General features: G+C 71.1%; 17 protein-coding genes and 1 riboswitch. Of the genes, 12 read left to right on the top strand and 5 right to left on the bottom strand.

What is annotated here, in order from left to right:
• Positions 1 to 110 precede the first annotated feature (110 nt).
• Both ACGFW5_RS02680 and ACGFW5_RS02675 read right to left on the bottom strand, forming a co-directional pair.
• Entirely contained in the window at positions 111 to 605 is a 495-nt protein-coding gene (locus ACGFW5_RS02680; protein ID WP_393832309.1) for an SsgA family sporulation/cell division regulator, read from the bottom strand.
• A gap of 174 nt (positions 606 to 779) precedes the next feature.
• Positions 780 to 1946, bottom strand: coding sequence for a hypothetical protein (locus ACGFW5_RS02675; protein WP_393832308.1), 1167 nt, complete (start codon positions 1944 to 1946; stop codon positions 780 to 782).
• A gap of 276 nt (positions 1947 to 2222) precedes the next feature.
• Between ACGFW5_RS02675 and ACGFW5_RS02670 the strand changes: the two genes are divergently transcribed.
• On the top strand, positions 2223 to 3845 hold the full coding sequence (locus ACGFW5_RS02670) for an RDD family protein (protein WP_393832307.1): 1623 nt from the start codon (positions 2223 to 2225) through the stop codon (positions 3843 to 3845).
• Positions 3846 to 3919: 74 nt separating this feature from the next.
• The gene (locus ACGFW5_RS02665; RefSeq protein ID WP_393832306.1) at positions 3920 to 4705 is read left to right on the top strand and encodes an RDD family protein; all 786 of its coding nucleotides are present in this window, start codon (positions 3920 to 3922) and stop codon (positions 4703 to 4705) included.
• Here the strand turns inward: ACGFW5_RS02665 and ACGFW5_RS02660 are convergent.
• A complete protein-coding gene (locus ACGFW5_RS02660) occupies positions 4691 to 5020 on the bottom strand; it encodes a hypothetical protein (protein WP_393832305.1) in 330 nt (109 codons plus the stop codon). The two genes, ACGFW5_RS02665 and ACGFW5_RS02660, sit on opposite strands and share 15 nt — an antisense overlap.
• Positions 5021 to 5442: 422 nt before the next feature.
• Here ACGFW5_RS02660 and ACGFW5_RS02655 point away from each other — a divergent pair, with 422 nt between their 5' ends.
• Positions 5443 to 7833 (top strand): immune inhibitor A domain-containing protein, encoded by a 2391-nt coding sequence (locus tag ACGFW5_RS02655; RefSeq protein ID WP_393832304.1) that lies wholly within the window; start codon positions 5443 to 5445, stop codon positions 7831 to 7833.
• Positions 7834 to 7968: 135 nt separating this feature from the next.
• Positions 7969 to 8268, top strand: coding sequence for a hypothetical protein (locus ACGFW5_RS02650; protein WP_267052983.1), 300 nt, complete (start codon positions 7969 to 7971; stop codon positions 8266 to 8268).
• A 45-nt stretch (positions 8269 to 8313) separates the two neighbouring features.
• Here ACGFW5_RS02650 and ACGFW5_RS02645 read toward each other — a convergent pair whose 3' ends face one another.
• Together ACGFW5_RS02645 and ACGFW5_RS02640 are read right to left on the bottom strand one after the other, a co-directional pair.
• The gene (locus ACGFW5_RS02645; RefSeq protein WP_393832303.1) at positions 8314 to 8901 is read right to left on the bottom strand and encodes an isochorismatase family protein; all 588 of its coding nucleotides are present in this window, start codon (positions 8899 to 8901) and stop codon (positions 8314 to 8316) included.
• 126 nt (positions 8902 to 9027) lie between these two features.
• Positions 9028 to 10356, bottom strand: coding sequence for a nicotinate phosphoribosyltransferase (locus ACGFW5_RS02640; protein ID WP_393832302.1), 1329 nt, complete (start codon positions 10354 to 10356; stop codon positions 9028 to 9030).
• Positions 10357 to 10631: 275 nt separating this feature from the next.
• Here ACGFW5_RS02640 and clpS point away from each other — a divergent pair, with 275 nt between their 5' ends.
• The 8 genes from clpS to ACGFW5_RS02600 all read left to right on the top strand — a co-directional run bounded on the left by clpS (position 10632) and on the right by ACGFW5_RS02600 (position 17200).
• Positions 10632 to 10937: an ATP-dependent Clp protease adapter ClpS gene (gene clpS, locus ACGFW5_RS02635; protein ID WP_100578580.1), complete on the top strand. Its 306-nt coding sequence runs from the start codon at positions 10632 to 10634 to the stop codon at positions 10935 to 10937.
• Positions 10937 to 11518, top strand: a complete 582-nt coding sequence (locus ACGFW5_RS02630; RefSeq protein WP_393832301.1) for a DUF2017 domain-containing protein — start codon at positions 10937 to 10939, stop codon at positions 11516 to 11518. Before clpS ends, ACGFW5_RS02630 begins: the two co-directional genes overlap by 1 nt.
• 319 nt (positions 11519 to 11837) lie before the next feature.
• Entirely contained in the window at positions 11838 to 13301 is a 1464-nt protein-coding gene (locus tag ACGFW5_RS02625; RefSeq protein WP_393832300.1) for an amino acid permease, read from the top strand.
• Positions 13302 to 13397: 96 nt separating this feature from the next.
• On the top strand, positions 13398 to 13820 hold the full coding sequence (locus tag ACGFW5_RS02620; RefSeq protein ID WP_393832299.1) for a Mov34/MPN/PAD-1 family protein: 423 nt from the start codon (positions 13398 to 13400) through the stop codon (positions 13818 to 13820).
• 70 nt (positions 13821 to 13890) lie between these two features.
• Positions 13891 to 13974, top strand: a riboswitch (cobalamin riboswitch).
• Positions 13975 to 14032: 58 nt separating this feature from the next.
• Positions 14033 to 15013: an ABC transporter substrate-binding protein gene (locus ACGFW5_RS02615; RefSeq protein WP_393832298.1), complete on the top strand. Its 981-nt coding sequence runs from the start codon at positions 14033 to 14035 to the stop codon at positions 15011 to 15013.
• 172 nt (positions 15014 to 15185) lie between these two features.
• On the top strand, positions 15186 to 16214 hold the full coding sequence (locus ACGFW5_RS02610) for a FecCD family ABC transporter permease (protein WP_393832297.1): 1029 nt from the start codon (positions 15186 to 15188) through the stop codon (positions 16212 to 16214).
• The gene (locus tag ACGFW5_RS02605; protein ID WP_393832296.1) at positions 16211 to 17005 is read left to right on the top strand and encodes an ABC transporter ATP-binding protein; all 795 of its coding nucleotides are present in this window, start codon (positions 16211 to 16213) and stop codon (positions 17003 to 17005) included. Before ACGFW5_RS02610 ends, ACGFW5_RS02605 begins: the two co-directional genes overlap by 4 nt.
• A 66-nt stretch (positions 17006 to 17071) precedes the next feature.
• Entirely contained in the window at positions 17072 to 17200 is a 129-nt protein-coding gene (locus ACGFW5_RS02600) for a putative leader peptide (RefSeq protein WP_393832295.1), read from the top strand.
• Positions 17201 to 17310: the final 110 nt, after the last annotated feature.

Here is a 17310-nt window from a genome sequence, read left to right as displayed (position 1 = left end):
GCCTTGCGCGCCTGGGCCTTGCGCGCCTGCGCCTTGCGCGCCTCGGCCTTGCACACCTGCGCCTTGCACACCTGCGCCTTGCGCGCCTGCGCCTTTCAGGCCGGCTCCTTTCACGCCTGCTCCTCCGGGCGGGACTCGTCGCAGGGCCAGGGGTCGCGCAGCCACAGCTCGTCGGCGCCGCCCCGGCCGGTGGCGGGCGCGAGCAGCGCGGCGAGGCCGTCGTCGATGCCCAGCTGCTCCGTCTCCGCGCCCGGCGGCACCACCCGCAGCGTGCGCTCCAGCCACGCCGAGACCTGCACGGCGGGCGCTTCGAGCAGCGCGTCGCCGTCCGGCGAACTGAGCGCCATCACCACCACGCTGCGGCCCTCGGCCTTCGTCGGCCAGATCCGCACATCGCCGTGGCCGCACGGCCGGAACACCCCCTCCACCAGGAGCTCGCGCGCGAACGTCCAGTCGACGGGGGAGTCGGACCCGATGTGGAAGGTGATGTGCACGGCGTAGGGATCGTCCGTGCGGTAGGTCAGCCGGGCCGGCACGGCGATGCTGCGCTCGGGCGACAGCACCAGCGTGAGCTCCAGTTCGCGTTCCACGACGGTGTGACGCATGGGGTCCTCTTCTCTTCCCGGTACGGGCCCGGCGTCCGTGTCCGTGCCCGCGGTACGCGGCCCGGGAGCGGGCCGTACCGGGTGAGAGCGCGTTCCCCCGCGGTCATGACGCGACTACGGGAAACTTTTTCGCGGGATCCACCAGGCACCCCCTAAGCCCGCCGCCACCTGCGCTCAGGGCGGCCCCGAGCCGCCGAGCCAGCTCGCTCCGTACACCGCCGAGCCAAGCGCGAGGGCGGTGACCACGGGCACCGAGCGGGTCGCGCGCATCCGGGACAGCGCGAGCGCCACCGGCAGCAGCAGCGGGAAGGCGGGCAGCAGCAACCGCGGCTTGGAGCCGAAGTAGCCCGATGAGCACAGCGCGAGGGCCACCACGATGCCGGTGTAGACGAGCAGCGGCAGCGGCTGGCGCCGGCGCACGCACGCCACGTACGCCCACAGCGCGAGCGCGGTGCCCGCGATCAGGCCGAGCCCGGCGAGCACGACCGGCCAGCCGCCCAGGTGGGCCACGATGAACTTCCCGTACGCGAGGCCTCCGTCGAAGCCGTTGCCCCACTCCGCCTGCACGTCCAGATAGGCCAGCGGGCTGCCCCGGCGCAGGCCCACCCACAGGATGTAACCGGCCGCGCCGAGCGGGGCGAGCACCACCCCGGCGAGCATCCGGCCCCCGATGTGCCGGCTGCGCCGCGCCTCGACCGCGGCGCCCGCCCACACCGCGGCGGCGACCGCGAGACCCACCGGCCGGGTGAGCCCCGCGAGCGACGCGAGCAGCCCCGCGCCGACCCAGTGCCGGCGGGCTACCGCATACAACGACCAGGCGGCGAGCGCCACGAACAGCGCTTCGCTGTACGCCATGGACTGGACGATCCCGACCGGTACCGCCGCCCACAGCGTGACCAGGAAGAGCCCCGCCCGATGGCCGTGCAGATGATGCCCGATCAGATACATGCCCCAGGCGGCCACCGGGCCCGCCACCGCGCTGACCAGCAGCCCCGCGTCGCCGAGGCCCAGCGGGCCCACCGCGGCGACGGCCCGCTCCAGCCAGGGCAGCAGCGGGAAGAACGCCTGGTCGGACAGGACCCGGCCGTCCGGCGCGGTCAGCGTGAAGTCGTAACCCGACTCGGCGACCCGCACGTACCAGAGGGAGTCCCAGCGTGCGGACAGCAGCGCGTGGGCGTCCCGGCCGTTGGCGCGCGACCACAGCGTCAGGACCAGCAGACCGAGCGCGCGGACCGCCGCGAAGGCCGCGACCGCCGACCAGGCCCCGCGCAGCCCGGCAGGCGCCGCCCCGGGTCTGTCCACCGGGCTGTCATGACCCGTCCGACCAGGCCCCACGCGCATGCTCACTCACTTTCCTGACCGGCGGCGCCGGGGGCATCCGTTCGATGCGCCACGACTTTACGCACTGCCGCGCACCCGTCGTGCGTCCAGGACCCGGGTGCCGCACGGTGCCCCGGCATCGCCCGTACGCGGCCTTCCTGCCCGGCTTCCTCCAACCGGGCGCACGTTCTTCGTTAGGGTCCTCCTGGGACAAGCGGAAGCGCGCGGTCGGCACCCGGTACGGCCGGCGCGCCACGGCGGACATCAACGGTGCTGGATCGGAACGGAGTTGGGGACATGGCGACGGTTCCTTCTGACGGCGACGGGAGCGCAGCCCGGGAGGGTTACTACCCGGACCCCTCCATTCCCGGATATGTCCGGTACTGGAACGGGGTCTCCTGGGTGCCCGGCACGAGCCGCCCCGCCCCGGTGGCGGGTGAGGCGCCGCCCACCCCGCCGCCCGGCGCCGCCCCCGCGCCGGCCCCTTCGCTCGCCGCGGTGCCGCCGGTGCAGGCCGCGCCCGCCGAGGAGACGGGCCCGGTCTTCCTCGACGAGCCCGAGGGCTCGGCCGCCCTGGCCGCGCAGGGGCAGGGGCAGGGGCAGGGCGCCGGGTCGCAGCCCGTCTGGCACGCGGACGCCGCTCACCAGTCCGGCTTCGGCGGCGACCAGGACCGCCGGGTCTCCTGGGGCCGCCCGGTCGACCCGCGCGGCCTGCCCGAAGCGGCGGCCGACCCCCGACAGTCCGACCCCCGCCTTTCCGACCCTCGCCTGTCCGATTCCCGCCCGTCCGACCCCAGGCTGCCCGACCCCCGGCGCCCCGACGCAGGCCGGCCCATGGACTCCGCGTACCGGGCGGACCCCGGACAGCAGCCGCATCCCGCACAGTCGGCGGCCGCCGCGTGGACCGGGGGCCCGGTGCCGCACCAGCAGCAGCCCGCCCAGCTCGCTCCTTCCGTGCCGCCCGCCGCCGTCGAACCGCCGCCCGCCCGCGCCCAACTGCCCGCGGCGGCCGACCCGGTGCGCCCGGCGGCCCCCGGCCGCGCTGACGGCGGGTACGTGGCCCCGGCCCGGATGCCGTCCCCCGCCGGGCCCCAGCCGATGCCCCACCCCGCGTCACCGAGTCCCGTACAGCCCAGCCCTGTACAACCCAGTCCCGTACAACCGAGCCGCGCGCAGCAGCAGCCACCGGCGCACACCGCTCAGCCCGGTCATGCACAGCAGTCCGCTCCCGTCGACGCCGCTTCCGCCCACGCCGCTTCCGTGGCCGGGTCGCCGATGACGGCCGGGCCCGGGGGAGGCGCCGCGTCCTGGGCGCAGCAGGTGCACCAACTCGCCCAGCCCGACCCGCAGGGACAGGCGCGGCCGCAGGAGCCGGTCGTGCCGTGGAAGCCACCGGTGGCCGACCCCTTCCTCCAGGCCGCGCAGGCGCAGGCCTCGGCCCGGCCCGCCGGGCTCGGCAGGCGGCTGATCGCGCGGCTCGTGGACACCGTGCTGCTCGGCGCCGTCGTCGGTGGTCTCGCCGTGCCGCTGCTCACCCGGGTCGGCGACCACATCCAGGAGAAGATCGACGCGGCGAAACTGTCGGGCCGTACGGTCACCGTCTATCTCCTCGACGGCACGACCGCGGGCTTCCTCGGCATCGTGCTGGGCGCCTTCCTCGTCCTCGGCCTGCTGTACGAGGCGCTGCCCACCGCCAAGTGGGGCCGCACGCTCGGCAAGAAGCTGTGCGGCGTCCAGGTGCGCGGCATCGAGTCGTACGAGCCGCCGACGTTCGGCCAGGCGGCACGGCGCTGGCTGGTGTACGGCGTGCTCGGGCTGCTCGCGGTGGGCGTGGTCAACGTGGCCTGGTGCCTGTTCGACCGGCCGTGGCGCCAGTGCTGGCACGACAAGGCGGCCCGTACGTTCGTCGCGCAGGACTGAGGCCTCTCGCCGGGCGGCCCCCGAACGGCGTCCCTCAGGTCGCGGGCGCCTCGCGCGCGCGGTGCACTACCGCCATGAGTACCGATCAGCCGCCGCCCGGTCAGCCGCCCGAGGACGACCCGTTCCGCAAGAAGCCGTCAGAGCCTTGGCAGAGCGGTTCTCCCTACGGCGGTGCGCAGCCGCCGCCCGCTGATCCGCCGCACGGTCCGGGCCCGTCCGGTGGCGGGGGCGCCTATGGCACGCCGCCTCCGCCGCCCGGCGGGGGTGGCCCCTACGGCGGCCCGCCTCCTCCCGGTGGCGGCTCGCCGTACGACAGCGCGCCGCCGCCCTCCGACCCCTACGGCGGCCAGTACGGCGGCGTCGACCCGTTGGCCGGCATGCCGCCGCTCGCCGACTTCGGGAAGCGGTTCCTGGCCCGTGTGATCGACTACCTCATCATCGCGATCCCGCTGGGCCTGATCGAATGGGCGACCAGCAACCGTTTCGTCGTCGTCTCGACGGACAACGGCGACTCCGGCTCCGAGGTGATCAGCAAGGCGTACTCCGGCAGCGGGCTGCTGTGGCTGCTGATCTCGCTCGTCGCCTACATCGGCTACGACACCCTCATGGTGTCCAAGACCGGGCAGACCCTGGGCAAGAAGTGGCTGGGGCTGCGGGTCGCGATGCTCAACGACGGCCGGGTGCCCACCATCAACGCGGCGCTCGCGCGGGCCGCCGTGCTGTGGGCGCCCTTCGTGCTGTGCTGCTACTGCGTGTGGGACATCGTCCTGGGGATCACGATCCTGGCGGACAAGCCGTACCGGCAGGGCTGGCACGACAAGGCCGCCAAGACGGTGGTGGTGGTCTCAACCCCGCAGTGAGTGCTCGCGTGTGACGTCCCGCCGGGCGCGGGGGGACGGCACGCGCGCAGAAGCGGAAGTCTCGACGACGGCCGCACGGTTGACCGGTGCCGCACCAGCGGCCGGGGCCGTGCGGTCGTTTGCGTCCGCCCGCGAGCGGCGGGGCAGCGGCATGGGGACCGTCACGGCGACGAGCAGGCCGAGCAGGAGCGCGGCGAGCACGATGACCGCCACTCCGACGCCGGACTCGGTGCGCGAGAGCAGCAGCATGGCGACGGTCGAGAAGACGACGGTGGCCGAACCGTAGGAGAGCTGTGCGGCAGTGGGACGCGGCATGGCGTTATCCGTCCTCATGGTTCGGATAGGGGGTGAGCCTTTCGACCGTTCTCAACCGGTGGGCCGGGCCACCGGATCGCACTGCCAAGCGACTCTACGACGGTCCATGCCCGAGCGGAACTGTTGGTAAGCGTGACCTAACCCACGGTGCCGGTGCACAGGGGGCGCACAGAGTCATTTGCCGATGCGCCCCGGTCCGGATGGCGAGACGTGTGCACCTGTTGTCCCGGTCTGTTAGCACACCGGTCACGTCCGGATAACGGAACTGACCTTCTGCATAATGTACTTGGCACGAACAAGTCAAGATCTGTCTTTTCTTTGGCAACTCCGGTCCAATGTCGTCACTTGAGACGCGCGTCGAGCACCGGAACCAGCCCCTCACCCCCCGGTTCCTGCCGGCCCGCGGGGGAGGAAATCGTCAAGTGACCAGCAGCAGGAGGGCGGCAAGAGCCGCCGCCGTGCTCGTGGCCATAGCCACGGTCGGCGCAACGGGCTCGGCATTCGCCACGGCCCAGGCGGACTCGAAGGCTCCGGTGGCCGTTCAGCGCCAGGACCCGTCGAGGGCCAGCGGCCAGGAGCACAACCTGAAGGGCCCGTTCAGCGACCAGCAGGCGCAGCAGCGCCAAGCGGCGCTGGAACAGGTCATATCCGGCAAGAAGCAGGTGGAGAAGCGCGGCGGCTCCGACGTCGTCAAGCTCAGCGACAAGAAGTACGTCGAGCTCGGCCGCGAGAAGACCGACAAGATCTTCACGATCCTGGTGGAGTTCGGCGACCAGGTCGACAACACCACCATGTACGACCCGGACGGTCCCGACGGCCCCAAGCCGCCGCAGCCCAAGTACGGCGGCACCGCAGGCCCGGCGCACAACCAGATAGCCAAGCCGGACCGGTCGAAGGACAACTCGACCGCCTGGCAGGCCGATTACAACCAGAAGCACTACCAGGACCTGTACTTCGGTACCGGCAAGAACGTCAACTCGCTCAAGACGTACTACGAGAAGACGTCCTCGGGCCGTTACTCGGTCGACGGCCAGGTCACCGACTGGGTCAAGATCCCGTACAACGAGGCCCGTTACGGCTCCAACTACTGCGGCCAGACCAACTGCGCCAACGTGTGGGACACCGTCCGTGACGGCGTCAACGCCTGGGTCGCCGACCAGAAGGCCAAGGGCCAGACGGACGCGCAGATCAAGGCCGTCCTCGGTCAGTACGACCAGTGGGACCGCAACGACTACAACAACAACGGCAACTTCAACGAGCCCGACGGCTACATCGATCACTTCCAGATCGTGCACGCCGGCGAGGACGAGTCGGCGGGCGGCGGCGCCCAGGGCACCAACGCCCTGTGGGCGCACCGCTGGTACGCCTACGGCACCGACGCGGGCAAGACCGGCCCGGCGAACAACAAGGCCGGCGGCACCCAGATCGGTGACACCGGGATGTGGGTCGGCGACTACACGATGCAGCCGGAGAACGGCGGCCTCGGTGTCTTCGCGCACGAGTACGGGCACGACCTCGGTCTGCCGGACCTCTACGACACCACCAACACCGCCGAGAACTCGGTCGGTTTCTGGTCCCTGATGTCGGCCGGCTCCTGGCTCGGCACCGGCAAGGACTCCATCGGAGACCTGCCCGGCGACATGACCGCGTGGGACAAGCTCCAGCTGGGCTGGCTCGACTACGCCTCGGTGAAGGCGGGTTCGAAGGTCACCGCCAAGCTGGGCGTCTCGGAGTACAACACCAAGGACAACCAGGCGCTCGTCGTCGAGCTGCCCAAGAAGGAAGTCACCACCACCGTCGTCAAGCCCGTCGAGGGTTCGAAACAGTGGTGGAGCGGGATGGGTGACAACCTCAACAACACCCTGACGCGTTCGGTCGACCTGACCGGCAAGTCCAAGGCGTCCCTGGACCTTTCGGGCTGGTGGGACATCGAGAAGGACTACGACTTCCTCTACACCGAGGTCTCCACGGACAACGGCGCCAGCTGGAACGCGATCGACGGCACCGCCGACGGCAAGGCCATCACGCGCGACTCCAGCGACAAGCCGGCCCTGACCGACGCGTCGGGCGCGTACAAGAAGCTGTCGTACCCGCTCGACCAGTTCGCCGGCAAGAACATCCAGCTCCGCTTCCGCTACCAGACGGACGGCGGCGCGGGCGGCAAGGGCTTCACCGCCGACGCGATCACCGTCACCGCCGACGGCGCCGCCGTCGTCACCGACGGAGCCGAGGGCGGCGACAACGGCTGGACGGCGAAGAACTTCACCCGCATCGGGGAGTCCTTCACCAACGACTACCCGCAGTACTACCTCGCGGAGAACCGCCAGTACGTCTCGTACGACACGACCCTCAAGGTCGGCCCGTACAACTTCGGCTTCTCCAAGACCCGTCCGAGCTGGGTCGAGCACTACCCGTACCAGAAGGGTCTGCTCATCTGGCTCTGGGACACCTCCCAGAAGGACAACAACGTCTCGGCCCACCCCGGCCAGGGCCTGATCCTGCCGATCGACGCGCACGCCAAGCCGCTCAAGTGGGCCGACGGCACGATGATCCGCAACAAGATCCAGCCGTTCGACGCGCCGTTCAGCCAGTACCGGACGGACGCCTTCACGCTGCACAACGCGGACGTGGCGACCAAGATCAAGTCGCAGGCGGGCGTGCCGGTCTTCGACGACCACCACGGCACGTACTGGTACGCCGAGAACCCGACCGGCAGCGTCAAGGTTCCTGACACCAAGACGCGGATCTCGATCGTCGACCAGCCGCGCAACGGCCAGACGATCACGGTGAAGGTCGGCACCTCCACCAAGTAATTGTCAAAACCGCAGGTCAAACCATGATCGGCCGTCGCCCTCTAGCGGGCGGCGGCCGATCGTGTTTAGGTGCGTCCTACGAGTCCTTATTGACAGCGGGTCCAATGCGTCGTCTCGCAGGGGGAGTGGTCCGGCATGCCCGGCGGAGGTTATTGCAAGTTGCCAGGAGGCAGCGTGGTCGTCGCGCTGACCCTGCCGAACCCGGCGGCACCGGGCACCGACGTGCGCGTCCTGGTGCACGCCGTCAACCGGGCGCGCGCCCTGACCAGGCTCCGCAATCTCGGTCTGCGGGCGGTCTATCTGCGCGGCCAGACCGCGCCGCCGACCCTGGACGAGATCACGGCCGTCCTGCACCATCCCGACGGTTTGCTGTGGCGCACGGCCCCGGAGACCACCGAGGAGCTCTGGCATCCGATACGGGCGCTGCTGAGGTAGGAGCGCCGCGCCAGGGAAGGGGCCGGAGCCCGGGCCGCGGGCCCGCTACACGACGGGCTTGCCCGACAGGTCGACGCCCGCCGCCCGCATCTCCTCGACCGCGGCCGTCGTGGTGTGCGGGGCGACCCCGGCCGTGAGGTCGAGCAGGACGTGGGTGGCGAACCCGGCCCGCACCGCGTCGAGCGCGGTGGCCCGCACACAGTGGTCCGTGGCGATGCCGACCACGTCGACCTCGCCGACCTGCCGCGCCCGCAGCCAGTCCGCGAGCGAGAGCCCGTTCTCGTCCAGGCCCTCGAAGCCGCTGTACGCGGCGGCGTAGGCACCCTTGTCGAAGACCGCGTCGATGGCCCCGCTGGCGACCGCCGGAGCGAAGTTGGGGTGGAAGCCCACGCCCTCGGTGCCCGCGACGCAGTGCACCGGCCAGGAGTGCTCGAAGTCCGGCGTGTCGGAGAAGTGCGCGCCCGGGTCGATGTGGTGGTCGCGCGTGGCCACCACGTGGCGGTAGGCGGAGCCCGCCGCCTGGCCCACCAGGTCGGTGATGGCGGCGGCGACGTCGGATCCGCCCGCGACCGCGAGGGAGCCGCCCTCACAGAAGTCGTTCTGGACGTCCACGACGATCAAGGCGCGGTGCATGTCGGCTGTCCTTCGGTCTGCGGGCCCGTGTGGGGGTGGGGCTGTTCTTCGAGCGTAGAGACTTCGATGGCCGCGCGGCAGGGGGCAAACGGGGGCGGAAACCCGCTGGGCGGCGCGGCGTACGGCTCAGACGTACTCGGTGGGGATGACCGGCTCGCCCCGCGAGAGCTGGCCCGCGGACATCGGCAGCGCGGCCAGTGCGTCGATGTGCCGCTCGCGGGCGGTGTCAAGCGGCTCGCGGGCCACGACGGTGCCGCCCTTGACCAGCTCGACCAGGAGCTGGCGGTCCATGAGCGCGGCCGGCACCGCGCCGGTGCCGACGACCTCGGCCTCGGCGATCCCGTACGCGTCCGAGCGGCGCGCGGCCCACTTGCGCCCGCCCAGCGAGGACTTCGCGCCGAGCGACTTCTTGGCGACCGGGATCAGCGGCGCCTTCGCATCGGCCGACTGGGCGCGCGCGACCAGCTTGTAGACCATGGAGCAGGTCGGGTGCCCGGAGCCGGTGACCAGCTGCGTGCCGACGCCGTACGCGTCGACGGGGGCCGCCGCCAGTGAGGCGATGGCGTATTCGTCGAGGTCGGAGGTGACCACGATCTTGGTGGTGGTGGCGCCGAGGTCGTCGAGCTGCTGGCGCACCCGGTGGGCCACCAGGAGCAGGTCGCCGGAGTCGATACGGACCGCGCCGAGCTCCGGCCCGGCGATCTCGACGGCGGTGCGGACCGCCTCGGCGACGTCGTAGGTGTCCACGAGCAGGGTCGTGCCGCGGCCGAGCGAGTCGACCTGCGCCCGGAAGGCGTCCCGCTCGCTGTCGTGGAGCAGCGTGAAGGCGTGCGCGCTGGTGCCGACGGTGGGGATGCCGTAGCGGAAGCCCGCCGCGAGGTCCGATGTGGAGCTGAAGCCGCCGACGTAGGCGGCGCGCGAGGAGGCGACCGCGGACAGTTCGTGGGTGCGGCGGGCGCCCATCTCGATCAGCGGGCGCCCGCCGGCCGCGGCGGACATCCGGGAGGCGGCGGCGGCGATCGCGGAGTCGTGGTTGAGGATCGAGAGGATCACGGTCTCCAGGAGCACGCACTCGGCGAAGGAGCCCTCGACGCGCAGGATCGGCGAGCCCGGGAAGTACACCTCGCCCTCGGGGTAGCCCCAGATGTCGCCGCTGAAGCGGTAGGAGGAGAGCCAGCGCAGGGTGGGCTCGTCCACGATGTCGTTCTCGTGCAGGAAGCCGAGGACGCCCGGGTCGAACCGGAAGTTCTCGACGGCGTCCAGCACGCGTCCGGTGCCGCCGACCACGCCGTAGCGGCGGCCCTCGGGCAGGCGGCGGGTGAAGACCTCGAAGACCGAGCGCCGCTCGGCCGTACCGGCCTTCAGGGCGGCCTGGAGCATCGTGAACTCGTACTGGTCGGTGAAGAGCGCGGTCGACGGCACGTCCACCGGCAGACCGAGGTCCGCAGCATTCACAGCGAGCTACCTCGCACTTTCGTCCGGGCCGGGCACACGCCGGCCGGGGTTCCGGGGGATCGCCCCCCGGTGAGGGGGCATGCCGGGATGCTACCCCGAATACTCGTCACTCTGACGATTTCTAGGGGCCCGTTTGTGCGATGACCCGCTGCGGGTGGCAGCATGGAGGCCGTGGCTGTGATTTTTGGGGGCCGACCCCGGACCCCCGGCAGGCCGCTTTTCCCGGGGGCCGACCCCCGGACCCCCGGCAGAAGAGACGAAGGTCGCCCAGAGTCGTGAGCGTTGCCCCCGTAGAGATCGAACGCCCCGAGTCGGCGGAGTCGAGCCTTCCCGTCGCCGAGCCCGATGTGCCCTGGGTGACGCTCGTCCACAACGACCCGGTCAACCTGATGAGTTACGTGCAATACGTCTTCCAGTCCTACTTCGGCTACTCCAAGGACAAGGCCCACAAGCTGATGCTCGACGTGCACCACAAGGGGCGGGCCGTGGTCTCCAGCGGCAGCCGCGAGGAGATGGAACGCGACGTGCAGGCGATGCACGGCTACGGGCTCTGGGCGACGCTGACGCAGGACCGCGGCTGATGGCCGGGCACTTCGAGGGGACGCCCGGCGGCGGCGCGGCCGTCGCGCTCGACGAGGTCGAGATCGCCATCCTGCGCTCGCTCGCCGTCCAGCTGCTCGAACTCATCGGGCCCGGCGATGAGCCGGCCGAGGACGAGGACCCGCTGGCCGCCCTGTTCGCCGAGGGCCCGAGCGAGCCGCCCGCCGACCCGGCGCTCGCCCGCCTGTTCCCCGAGGCGTACGCGAGCGAGGAGAGCGACGAACTGCGCGCCAAATCGGCGGAGTTCAGGCGCTTCACCGAGAACGACCTGCGCACGCGCAAGCGCACCGACGCCCTCGCGGTGGTGCACGGCCTGGACGCGCTGAGCCCGAAGGGCGACGGCGGGGCCGTCCTGAAGCTGACCGCCGACGACGCGCGGCACTGGCTGGGCGCGCTCAACGACCTGCGCCTGACCATCGCCACCCGCCTCGACATCACCGACGAGGACGAGGGCGGCGAGCTGTACCGGCTGCCGGACCAGGACCCGCGCAAGCCGATGGTGATGGCCTATCTGTGGCTCGGTGTGTTGCAGGAAACACTCATCGAAACGCTCCTGCCCTGACCGATGGGCCCCCGCAGGGCCGTTCGCTCAGCGGACACTCAAATCCGTATAACGATCCTGTCACCCCATCGGCCTGCATTGTCATATTGACGGAACTTTGTCCGCTTCTTCCTGTGGTCTGCGCCACACCACCCGCTGGGGATCACTCATAAGGCCGTGATAAATCTTCACGACCACCCGGGGACGCCACCCATGTTCCCGGGGGCGCTTCGACCGGCAGACCGCCGGTGGCACTCCATCCACATCCGGGGGGATCAGGACCTGATCCGACGCTTCGTGACCGAGGCGGGCGGGTCAGCATGGAGAAAGGCGCACCACCATGACCTCAGCGCAGGTCGACCGGCACGGAGACCGTCCTGCCGGCCATGAGGCCGCGGAGACCGCCCAGGCTCCGGGCGAAGGCTCGGGCGAGGGATACCACCGGGGCCTCGGGGCCCGGCAGATCCAGATGATCGCGATCGGCGGTGCCATCGGCACCGGCCTCTTCCTCGGCGCGGGCAAGGGCATCTCGAAGGCCGGCCCCAGCCTCATCCTGGCCTACGCCATCGCGGGCGTGGTCATCTTCTTCATCATGCGCGCCCTCGGCGAGCTGCTCATGTACCGCCCGGTGTCGGGCTCCTTCTCGGAGTACGCCCGCGAGTTCGTCGGCCCGTTCTGGGGCTATGTGACCGGCTGGACGTACTGGCTCTTCTGGGTCGTCACCGGCATCGTCGAAGTCACCGCGGCGGCCCAGTACATGTCCTACTGGACCCACGACAGCATCCCGCAGTGGGCCTACGCCCTGATCTTCACGCTCATCCTGTACGCCGTGAACCTCATCTCCGTGAAGCTCTTCGGTGAGCTGGAGTTCTGGTTCTCCATGGTCAAGGTCACCGCCATCGTCGGCATGATCCTGATCTGCGCCGGCATCCTGACCCTCGGGTTCTCGGACGCCGCGGACACCGCCACCGTCGCCAACCTGTGGAACGACGGCGGGTTCTTCCCCAAGGGCATCGGCGGCACGCTGATGACGCTCCAGATCGTGATGTTCGCCTTCCTCGCCGTCGAGCTGGTCGGTGTGACCGCGGGCGAGTCCAAGGACCCCGAGAAGACCCTGCCCAAGGCCATCAACACCGTGCCGTGGCGCATCGCCGTCTTCTACATCGGCGCCCTGATCATGATCCTCTCGGTCGTCCCGTGGCACGAGTTCACCCCGTCCGTGAGCCCCTTCGTCGCCGCCTTCCAGAAGATGGGCCTCGGCATGGGCGCCGGGATCGTCAACTTCGTCGTGCTGACCGCCGCGCTCTCCTCCTGCAACTCGGGCATGTACTCCACCGGCCGCATGCTGCGCGACCTCGCGCTCAACGGCCAGGGCCCGAAGGTCCTCACCAAGCTCACCAGGAGCGGCACGCCGCTGGTCGGCACCACGGTCTCCGCAGCGCTCATGCTGGTCGGCGTCTGGATCAACTACGTGGCGCCCGGCAAGGCCTTCACCTACGTGGTCTCCTTCGCCACCATCTCCGGCATGTGGGCCTGGATCATGATCCTGGTCTGCCAGATCCGCTACCGCGCCAAGTCCGACCGCGGCGAGCTGCCGCGGTCCAGTTTCCGCGCCCCCGGCGCCCCTTACACCAGCTGGTTCGCGCTGCTCTTCATCTTCCTGGTCATCGTGATGATGGGCATCGACAAGGACGCCCGCATCTCCCTGTACTGCGCGCCGCTGTGGGCCCTGATCCTCGGCGTCTCCTACCTGGTCCTCAAGGCCAAGAACCCCGAGAACAAGGCGTTCGCCAAGCGCAGCTGAGCCGCTGACGCGGCTGTGACCAGCAGGTTCTCACCATGCGGGCCGTTCCGTATCGCACCTCGATACGGGACGGCCCCTCTGCTTATCCTTGCCGACATGCTGACCATCACCCAGGCCCTGTACGACCAGCTCGTGGCGCACGCCCGCGCCGACCACCCCGACGAGGCGTGCGGAATGGTCGCGGGCCCGGTGGGCACCGGCCGCCCCGAGCGCTTCATCCCGATGCTGAACGCCGCCCGCTCGCCCACGTTCTACGAGTTCGACTCGCAGGACCTCCTCAAGCTCTACCGCGACCTCGACGACCGCGACGAGGAACCGGTGATCGTCTACCACTCCCACACGGCGACCGAGGCCTACCCCTCCCGCACCGACGTCACGTACGCGAACGAGCCCGGCGCCCACTACGTCCTGGTCTCGACGGCGGACACGGACGGCGCGGGCGAGTTCCAGTTCCGCTCGTACCGCATCGTGGACGGCGTGATCACCGAAGAAGAGGTAAGGGTCGTAGCGGCGTACTGACGGATACGCAGGCCGGCGGATCTTCGCGCATACTGTCCCTACGCAATCTCGACCATCGGGCGGCAGGACCCAGGAAGCCGGTGCGAATCCGGCACGGTCCCGCCACTGTGACCGGCCGCGCGCACCATCCCGCGCGGCCGGAAGCCAGGAACTGACCTGCCGCCTTCTCCCATCGACAGGGGACGTGGAAATCCCCTCGGAGGAGCTGAGCCATGCCCTGGCGCCGCGCGGCACTCGCCGCCGTCCTGCTGTTCCCGCTCGCCGCGTGCACCACACGGGCGCAGCCCGAGGCCGCGGGCGGCCCCGCCCCCGGCTTCCCGTACACGCTCACCAACTGCGGCGTCACGACGACCTTCACCGCGCCCCCGAAACGGGCGGTGACGATGAACCAGCACGCCACGGAGGTCATGCTGGAGCTGGGCCTCGCCAAGTCCCTCGCAGGAACGGCCTACTTGGACGACGCGATCCTGCCGAAGTACGCGGCCGACTACCGCTCCGTGCCGGTCCTCGCGGCGCAGTACCCCTCGTACGAGAAGCTCCTGTCCGCGAACCCCGACTACGTGTACGGCGGCTACGCCTCGGCGTTCGCCGCGAACGAGGGCCGAGCGCGCGAGAGCCTGGCCAAGAGCGGCATCACGTCCCGCCTCAACGTGGAGAACTGCCCCAAGGGCGCGGCGACGACGATGGACGACGTGTACGACGAGATCCGCGAGGTCGGCCGGACCTTCGGCGTCGCGGACCGCGCCGAGGCCTGGATACGGACGGCCGATGCGACCAACGAGCGCACGCGCACGGCCCGCGCGGGCAGCGCCCCGGTGCCCGTCTTCGTCTACGACAGCGGCGACAAGACGGCGTTCACGGCGGGCGGCAAGGGCATCGGCAACGACATCGTGACCCGGGCGGGCGGGCGCAACGTCTTCGCCGACGACCTCAGGACGACCTCGTTCGGCGACGCGAGCTGGGAGAACGTCGTGGCCCGCGCCCCCGAGACCATCCTGATCCTGGACTACGGCGGCACGAGCGTGGAGGCCAAGAAGAAACGCCTGCGCGACGACCCGGCGCTCGCATCCGTCCCCGCCATCAAGAACAACAGCTTCGCCGTCCTCCCCCTCTCCGACATGGTGACAGGCGTCCGAGCCCCGGCAGCGGTCACCGAACTGGCGGCCCAACTGCGGCCGGGGGCGACCCGATGAGCGGGCGGCTCACGTACGGGCAGGCCGGGGGCGACCCGATGAGGGGGCGGCTCACGTACGGGCAGGCCGGATCCGCCGGCGGCCACCCGGCGAGGCGGGCCCGCCCCAACGCCGCGCCCCGCGCGCGGAGTTGGGGCCACCCCCAGCGCCGTACCGGAACCGGGGTGCGGGCATGATCCCGCGTCGGGGACACCCCGCCCTGCTCGGCGGGCTGGCCCTCGCGCTGATCGCCGCAACCGGAGCCGGTCTCGCACTCGGCTCGGTACGCATACCCCTGGGCGACGTGCTGGACATCGTCACCGGCACCGCCGAACCCGGCCCCAACCAAACCATCGTGCTCGACGTCAGGGCACCCCGCGTCGTGCTCGGTGCGGTCACCGGCGCCGGCCTCGCCGTCATCGGAACCACGCTCCAGGCCCTCGTACGCAACCCCCTCGCCGACCCCTTCCTGCTCGGCGTCTCCAGCGGCGCCTGCGCCGGAGCCGTCGCCGTGATCGTCCTCGGCGTCGGCGCCGGAGTGGCCACCACCGTCGCCCTGCCCGCCGCCGCCTTCGCGGGCGCACTCGCCGCCCTCGTCCTCGTCTACACCCTCGCCCGACGCGCCGGCTCCATGACGGGCGGCCGCCTCGTCCTCGCCGGAGTCGCCGTCTCCTACGTCCTGTCCGCGCTCACCAGCCTGCTCCTGGTCACCTCCGCGAACGCCGAACACGTACAGGAAGTCCTGCACTGGACGCTCGGCGGACTCGGCGGCGCCCGCTGGGACATGCTCGCCCTGCCCGCGACCGCCCTCACCCTCGGCACCCTCGCCCTGACCGCCCTGGCCCGCCCCCTCGACCTGCTCCTCGTCGGCGAGGAGGGTGCCACCGTCCTCGGCCTCGACACCAGCCGCTTCCGCGCGGCCGCCTTCGTGCTCGCCTCCCTGCTCACCGGCATCCTCGTCGCCTACAGCGGGGCCATCGGCTTCGTCGGCCTGATGGTCCCGCACGCCGCCCGCCTGGCCGTCGGCGCCGCCCACCGCACCCTGCTCCCCGTCGCGGCACTCGGCGGCGCCACCTTCCTCGTCCTGGCCGACCTCGCGGCCCGTACCGTCGCCGCCCCGCAGGACATCCCCGTCGGCGTGCTCACCGCACTCACCGGCGGCCCGTTCTTCCTCTGGATGCTGCGCGGCCGCAAACCCGGCACGGAAGGCGCCCCCGCATGACGACCCTGCGCACCGACGCGCTCTCCTACACCACACCCCAGGGCCGCACCCTGCTCCACGACATCACCCTGCACGCCGCCCACGGCGAAACCGTCGGCCTTGTCGGCCCCAACGGCAGCGGCAAGACCACCCTGCTCCGCTGCGTCTACGCCACCCTGCGCCCCACATCGGGCCGCGTCCTGCTCGACGACGCCGACCTGCACGCGATGCCGGTCAAGACCCGCGCCCGCCGCATCGCCACCGTCCCCCAGGACGCCGACGCCGGCGGCATCGAACTGACCGTCCGCGAGATCGTCGCCATGGGCCGCTCCCCGCACCACCGCTTCTGGGAGACGGACACCCCGGCCGACGACGCCCTCGTACGCGACGCGCTCGCCCGCGTCGGCATCGCCGCCCTCGCCAACCGCCCCTTCCCGTCCCTGTCCGGCGGCGAACGCCAGCGCGCCCTGGTCGCCAGAGCCCTCGTACAACAGCCGGACGTCGTCGTCCTCGACGAGCCGACCAACCACCTCGACATCCGCTACCAGCTCGAAATCCTGTCCCTGGTAAGGGAGTTGGGCACACTCAATCTCCTCGCCCTGCACGACCTGAACCTCGCCGCGTACTACTGCGACCGCGTCTGCGTCCTCGCGGAAGGCACCGTCGTCGCGGCAGGTCCCCCCGGCGACGTCCTGACCGCGCGGCTCCTCAAGGAGGTGTACGGGGTGAACGCCGAGGTGAGCGTCCACCCCGCCACCGGCGCACCGACCGTCGTCTACCTGCCGCCGACCAAGGTCACGCCCACATCCTGAGCAGCTTCCATCCAGGATGCGAGATCACATTCCAGGAAGCGGACCGGGAATCTATACGATGACCCCATGGTTTCGAACGACGTGAGCGACAAGACGCCGAGCAGCGGCCCCGCCCTGCTGCTCGTGGCGCGGCTGCACGTCGACCTGTGCCGCCTCGCCAGCGCGATCTGTACGCCCCGCGCCGCCGCCGTCTGACGCCGCTCACACCCTGCACGGCACCGCACCACCGCACCAGGCGCCACCGCACCACCGCACGCTCCGTGCGGCGCGCGGACCCGAACCCGAGACCGGGCCCGGCCCGCGCC

It is taken from the genome of Streptomyces sp. NPDC048416, from assembly GCF_043200435.1.
In the GTDB taxonomy this organism is placed as follows: Bacteria; Actinomycetota; Actinomycetes; order Streptomycetales; family Streptomycetaceae; genus Streptomyces.
Note: the sequence above shows the minus strand (reverse complement) of the source record. Positions and strands in the feature narration are given on the sequence as shown.